The sequence below is a fragment of the Candidatus Culexarchaeum yellowstonense genome, assembly GCF_024707025.1.
Lineage (GTDB): Archaea > Thermoproteota > Methanomethylicia > Culexarchaeales > Culexarchaeaceae > Culexarchaeum.
On record NZ_JANGFQ010000097.1, the window covers coordinates 1 to 5,892 of the forward strand.

The 5,892-nt window shown below is 38.5% G+C and carries 8 protein-coding genes and 1 pseudogene; 5 read left to right on the forward strand and 4 right to left on the reverse strand.

Annotated elements, in window-relative coordinates:
* Window positions 1-104 precede the first annotated feature (104 nt).
* Entirely contained in the window at window positions 105-602 is a 498-nt protein-coding gene (locus MRT15_RS08805; protein ID WP_304329715.1) for a hypothetical protein, read from the reverse strand.
* Window positions 603-713: 111 nt separating this feature from the next.
* On the opposite strand from MRT15_RS08805, the gene MRT15_RS08810 reads away from it, so the two are divergent.
* From MRT15_RS08810 to MRT15_RS08820, 3 genes are all read left to right on the forward strand, one after another.
* Window positions 714-905, forward strand: a complete 192-nt coding sequence (locus MRT15_RS08810) for a hypothetical protein (protein WP_304329716.1) — start codon at window positions 714-716, stop codon at window positions 903-905.
* A 172-nt stretch (window positions 906-1,077) separates the two neighbouring features.
* Window positions 1,078-1,299 carry a hypothetical protein gene (locus MRT15_RS08815; protein WP_304329717.1) on the forward strand — a complete coding sequence of 74 codons (222 nt, stop codon included), beginning with the start codon at window positions 1,078-1,080 and terminating at the stop codon, window positions 1,297-1,299.
* A 238-nt stretch (window positions 1,300-1,537) separates the two neighbouring features.
* The gene (locus tag MRT15_RS08820) at window positions 1,538-2,323 is read left to right on the forward strand and encodes a GNAT family N-acetyltransferase (RefSeq protein WP_304329718.1); all 786 of its coding nucleotides are present in this window, start codon (window positions 1,538-1,540) and stop codon (window positions 2,321-2,323) included.
* Between the two features lie 305 nt (window positions 2,324-2,628).
* On the opposite strand, the gene MRT15_RS08825 is transcribed toward MRT15_RS08820, so the two are convergent.
* The gene (locus tag MRT15_RS08825) at window positions 2,629-2,988 is read right to left on the reverse strand and encodes a hypothetical protein (RefSeq protein WP_304329719.1); all 360 of its coding nucleotides are present in this window, start codon (window positions 2,986-2,988) and stop codon (window positions 2,629-2,631) included.
* A gap of 198 nt (window positions 2,989-3,186) precedes the next feature.
* On the opposite strand from MRT15_RS08825, the gene MRT15_RS08830 reads away from it, so the two are divergent.
* Window positions 3,187-4,278, forward strand: a complete 1,092-nt coding sequence (locus tag MRT15_RS08830) for an ATP-binding protein (protein WP_304329720.1) — start codon at window positions 3,187-3,189, stop codon at window positions 4,276-4,278.
* Complete coding sequence (locus MRT15_RS08835; protein ID WP_304329721.1) at window positions 4,275-4,904, forward strand: hypothetical protein; 630 nt, start codon at window positions 4,275-4,277, stop codon at window positions 4,902-4,904. Before MRT15_RS08830 ends, MRT15_RS08835 begins: the two co-directional genes overlap by 4 nt.
* 219 nt (window positions 4,905-5,123) lie before the next feature.
* On the opposite strand, the pseudogene MRT15_RS08840 reads toward MRT15_RS08835, so the two are convergent.
* Window positions 5,124-5,318, reverse strand: a pseudogene (locus tag MRT15_RS08840) (type II toxin-antitoxin system CcdA family antitoxin); the annotation flags it as partial.
* A 72-nt stretch (window positions 5,319-5,390) separates the two neighbouring features.
* Window positions 5,391-5,792: a type II toxin-antitoxin system VapC family toxin gene (locus MRT15_RS08845; RefSeq protein WP_304329722.1), complete on the reverse strand. Its 402-nt coding sequence runs from the start codon at window positions 5,790-5,792 to the stop codon at window positions 5,391-5,393.
* Window positions 5,793-5,892 lie beyond the last annotated feature (100 nt).

The window sequence follows — 5,892 nt, forward strand, 5'->3', positions numbered from 1 at the left end:
ACATAGAAATTTAAAACATTTTTGAATCGAAAGAAATATTCAAAACATCTCACCACCAACCTTTAAACTTCTAAAAGTAGAAGGACCGTATAAATCCACAGTTTTTAGAGTAATTTTATTTTAAAGGTGCATTTAGATGCACCAGTAGCCAAACTCTCAATGAATTCAGCTTTAACCCTTCTCTTGGTTACTGTGCTAAACATGTATGAAAGCCAATTGGTGAAGCATGCTGAGCAAAGCCTAGAAGACAAACCAGCAACACCCATCTCAACAAGTGGACATTCACACCGCTCAGATTTAAACTCATATATAATGGTGTCCTCATCCACCCTATAGCAACCACTATTCGGGCTACTACCCAATAATCTAATTAGAGAATCCAAATCTTGACTGCTTAAATCATAACCATAAACTTCCAAGAAAATTTTACAACACTCCTCACCAGCCCCCCTCAAAACCCTCCTAGCAGTCTCCTCATCCACCTCACATAAACCAGCCACCACACCCATAACCCATCTCCGCAAAAACTCCCCACATTTACCAGCATATTTCAAGGAATCAGCATAAGTACATGTTGAAGGCAAAAGCTCCTTCCCACCCATTTAAACTCACACCCGAACAGCATTATTGAAACCAACCATTTAAACCTAACCAAAATCAATACATAGGAAGATTTAATTGTTGAGGAATGTGAAAATGAATGGTGAAAATTGTTGAAGTGGTATTATTGGGTTGGCGTAATAGTATTCTTCGTTCTAGGAGTGACTACTCTGATACCTGCACCTGCAAGTAAACCATCCCTCTTAGGCTACTACGCCCACTGCTCCTTCACACCCATAAGCACAATAATCTGCTGGGTAATAGCTGGAGCAATACACTGGCTTGGAAAACGGGGAGAGAGGTAAATAAATTAGCAGGAGAAGTTTAATTCACAATCCTTCTTTAATTCATTTTGCTTATGAATGTGAGGGTGGACATTAGTTGGGTTTAGGGGCTTGTTAAGTATAAACCATATTATGAGATGAGCAACACTACTAAGTGGCAACTTCCGGATTGCTATATTTTAAGCATTGTTGTTTGGTTTCTCCTGCTAATTCATTTGCCATTTTAGCATCCACGATAGATGCGCCTAAAGGCGGCTATGTTCTATCACCAAGCCTCCTATGGCTTATCTCCACCCTAATAATTGTAGGTGTTGCCTTACATGAGGAGAACGTTATGGTTAGGATGTATGGAAATGAATATGTGAAGTATCGTAATTGCACACCATTCATGCCACCCCTCCCAAAGCAAATATAAAACCTAATAACTTTACCAATGAAGAAATTGTTGGGGAAGAGTAGACCCGAAAATGGGAGGGAAATAGCCTCTATAATCCTCCTTTACAGCACCATACTAATTCTACTCTCCACACCATTAATCCCACTTCTCAAAATTTAAATTCCATACTAAACAAAGAGTGCTTTAAACCATAAACAAGCACTAATACTTAATATTTAATGTATTAATTATAGCTTAGAGATTGAGGGGGTGGCAGATGTTAATCGTGAAAGAACTTACTGATGACCTCATTCCCTTAGTTGAGAAATTTCTCTATAAAGATCCATTTATCAATGCCTATGCCATTTACGACCTCCACTATTTACGTCATAGGGCGAAATTCTTCATATGCCTTGAAGATTATGAGTTGAAGGGTCTTTTACTGGATTTCTTAAGCCGTACAGGCATGCATGCTATTTGGCTTTGGGGAGGAGAGGAGGCTGTTGAAAAACTTCTCGACGTTATATCGGCAGATAAAATAATGTTTCATGTATTCCCGGAATCTGAACATATTATTAAACGGAAATTTGCAGTAAATGCGAGGTATGATATGGATTTCATGCTCTTGAAGAGGGGTGAAGAACGTCTCTACATAAATCATGAAATTAGACAGTTAAGCTTGACCGACGCTATCCACCTTGCAAGTTTAAGGAGGGATGAACCTACAGATGAGGATATAGAGGAAGCTGAAAACTTCCTTAAGGAACTGCCATTCTATGGAATATTCAAGGATGGTAAATTAGTTTCAGTGGCTTGTGTGCATGTTAAAATCCCTGAAATATGGATTATAGGTGGATTCTATACGAAGCCAGAATATAGGAACAAGGGATGTGCAACTTCACTAGCATCCTTCCTAGTGAGGGAAGCATTGAAAAGCACGGAACACGTGGGGCTACATGTTCGAACAGACAACTATCCAGCCAAACACGTATACGAGAAAGTTGGATTCAAAGCATATGGGAAAATGTGCTGGTTAACCTACAACATCGATTTAGTGCCTTAATATAAGTCTTGTGGGAGATAAAACATTTTCTGAATGTTTCTTGGACTTATTATTTCCACGGAGGGCTCTATATATTATTAAGTTGAGTGTGAAATTGTACATGGTCATTTGGGTTTCCACATATCTGAAGTAAACATGGACGAGGTCCGCGAAATTATAGATGAATCTGGAAGAACATTAAGGGTATCCCAATCCATTGTAGTGGAGATATCATTGAACAATATATTGCAAAGTATTACAGCAATAGATACATAGACGGGAGTAGGGGTGAAGATAGACATTTAAACGTAGAGGTGTAAAAAAGGTTATGTAGACCTAATGGATTTTAAAATTAAGTTCGTTACCTCCTTAGACCTCTGTAAATCCATAACAATTTCCTGAATTGACTTCCTCTTAAGATCCTCATTCGTCATAACTATCAAGGTAGCTATAGGCTTCACCACAACTTGATCCGCCCACCTCGCCACATGATTAGAGATTATGTTAACTAAACCTCGATATACGGTGTAGGCGAAACTAATAAGCCCAGTAATAGCGCTTCCGAAAGCTAAAGCTCTCTCAATAGCATAGGGGGATTGATAGAAGATGCCGAAAACAATGAACGTTACCACGGTTACCATAAGCAAGAATACCGTAAATAAACGCATCCAAACCTTCCTCCACAAATAGCATACAAACTTTCCATACTTTCCATATAAAAAGTTATCACACAAAATTTACGTAAGCAAAAAATTTGATACCCCCTTTGATGGGATGATGATAGCATTACATGAGCATAAGCTCTACGGGTCTCGGCTAAACGTTAACCATTACGAAACACATATAATTTAATCAATCATTATTAATGTTGTAGGCGTTATTCGATGAGGCTTATAAAGAGTTTTGATATAAAGGAGTTTAGAGGAATTAAAGGGTTGGAAAAGCCTATTGAGCTTGGCAAGTTCAATGTACTTGTTGGTAGAAACTGTACTGGCAAAACCTCAATTCTACAAGCACTCTACCTACTGGCGATGCCTCTACGTGAATCTACTATTCCACCATACGATAGATCAGCTAGCGTTTATATCGGGGAGCTTATTGGAGATTGGAAACGCCTAGTTTATGGATATTCTGGAGAAGCTACTATAAGTTTTGAGCTTGGAGTAAAAGGGGTATTAAAATATCCACTCGATATTCCTCCCAGAATTCTATCACTAAGTCTTGAATCTAAGACTGTTGGATACAAAACTGTAAACGTAGAGAGGGTTGAAGTAAAAATATCGGCTGAAAAAATGAGTGTAGAAGCTAAAACGAGGGCATTTTTAGGTGGGAATGAAGTTGAAATAAGTTTGTTGAAAGATCGATATGAAGACTTTGTAAAATCCCTTAATCCAAGAGGTTCTGCATTGGCGCTTTATGTACCAGACCATAGTAATGCTTACAAGGAGTTGCATGATTACTCTTTCAGGAGCGTTGATGGTATCGTTAAGAAGGGGCTTCACACTAAAGTGTGTAGGGAGTATTTAGAAGATGTCGTTTATGATAGGTTTACAGAAGTTTTCACTAGAGGTAATGAACTCTTCGTTAGGAAGGAGGTCGGAGATACTGCCATTTACGTAAGCCTTAATGACCTTGGTGAAGGAGTTAAGAGGTTCATTTTAATGTATTTTGCGGTGGAGCATCTTAATCCAGCACTGGTTTTATGGGATGATATTGAAGTTGCTATGCATCCAAGTCTTATGAATACATTATTGAAATGGTTAGCTGAATCTGAGAGACAAGTAGTGATAGCTACGCATAGCCTCGATGTTTTACATAGCCTTATATTTATTGAACCTAGGGATGCTAAAATAATAATATTGAAGAAGGATGCTAACGATATGATTCACCATAAGAGTATCGAACTTGATGAACTTGAAGAAATTCTTGAAAAGGGAATCGATCTAAGAGCCATAATTGAAGGTGTAGTGGAGTGAAGTTAATTGGGAGAGGAGGCGTAGCCGTTAAAGAACTTTTAAAGGAACCTTTAGCGTACGTCCTAACGGGAGATGGGAGTAGAGATATAAGGACTCTCGGAGAAATATGTGAAAAGTATGATCATAAATCAGTTTTAATACTTCCCCAATACGCACCAGCAACTGGCTTAAAGGTAACAGAGATCTTAGCAACGCTATTTGATAAAGAGAGGAAAACATTAAGGTTTCTTGTATTGCTTGACAAAGAACACTTAAGGTCCATTAATGACTTCAAGAAAGCATTAAGTGAAAGGGGTTTTGCGGTTCTTGGCAGGATAAAGCGTTTATGTGAAGGTTGTTGGAAAATTACTGTTGAAAAAGGCGGTAAGCAAGGGATAATAATCTTAGCTGTTCAAGGTAGGGTTAAGAGTATTGAGGAAAACTATGCAGAGCTAATAAAGCTCCTTAGCGGAGAAAATGTGGAAGCTGACAAGGAGAGCATTAAGAAATGGTTCAAAGATCATGGTGTAAGTGGATATAGAGAGCTTATAAGAAATGCTAAAGTTGAAATACTCGAAAAAGCCTTCACACCATTAACATGCGCCATAAAAACACTACTACAATTACAAAGTACAATCAGTCATTAATGATTTTCACGATCCTCCCTTACACTTCCCACTGAAAACCCCTTCCCACTAGGCTTCACACCCTGAGAAGCCTATTCCATCTCTTAATAAACTTCCTAATCTTAATTCTCCAAACAAACTCCTCTAAAACCCTTCTCACCAATGTCAACCCTCCTCCAAGATTTATTCAAACTATTTAAGCGCCTTAACTAAGCTAAACACATCAAACAAATATATGTTTTACTTATTCAATCTCCCTCCACCCTCTTTAATGAGCCTTACAGTCATGTCAACGTCGATCTTTTCGAGAATAGACTTTTTAGCCTTCAACTTCTCTTCAAGCAACATTAACCTACGCCTACGAACCTCATTTTCAAGCACACTCCTAATAAGCTCAGAAACATTTATGTTAAGCCTCCTAGCCTCATCCAGTAACTCCCTCTTAACTTTAGAAGGAGGTCATTATCCATTGCTGGTATATTCTAGCAGTTTCGATATTTCAATGCATTATAGCCATATCCTCCTTATTCCAGCTCTGTCAAAATCTTTGTCCTCACTTGCAATGGCATCTAATTTGTACCTCTTAACGGTAGCTGCGTGCAGAGCATCGGACGGCTTAAGATTGAATTTCATCATATAGAGTCTGAAGAATGAATATAGCTCAGCTCCAATTGATAAAAGTTCAATATGTGGGAGGACTGTGCGTTCTATGAAATTCAGAGTTTCCTCTTGTTTAACACCATACTTTCTTTTCGAAACATATATAACCTCGTCCAAAACGAGAAGGTTTGTGAAGACTTCATGTTCACTTAGAAGACTTTTCCAAAATGATTCAATGAGCTTTGCTTGTTCCTCAGGCATTGGGACATTTAAATAGATTAGGGGGCTAGCATCCACGAATATCTTCATTGAACTCCTCCTCTAAATCGACTTCAGCAAGATCACCAAGATTAGCTTGCTTTGCCTTCAACTTCCCCCTCCTAAGCTTAATCCACTCCAAGGTCTCCTC

Excerpts from the sequence above, each read along its gene's own strand:
- MRT15_RS08805 (WP_304329715.1), bottom strand. The coding sequence starts at position 602 with ATGGGTGGGAAGGAGCTTTTGCCTTCAACATGTACTTATGCTGATTCC.
- MRT15_RS08820 (WP_304329718.1), top strand. The coding sequence starts at position 1,538 with ATGTTAATCGTGAAAGAACTTACTGATGACCTCATTCCCTTAGTTGAG.
- MRT15_RS08830 (WP_304329720.1), top strand. The coding sequence starts at position 3,187 with ATGAGGCTTATAAAGAGTTTTGATATAAAGGAGTTTAGAGGAATTAAA.
- MRT15_RS08845 (WP_304329722.1), bottom strand. The coding sequence starts at position 5,792 with ATGAAGATATTCGTGGATGCTAGCCCCCTAATCTATTTAAATGTCCCA.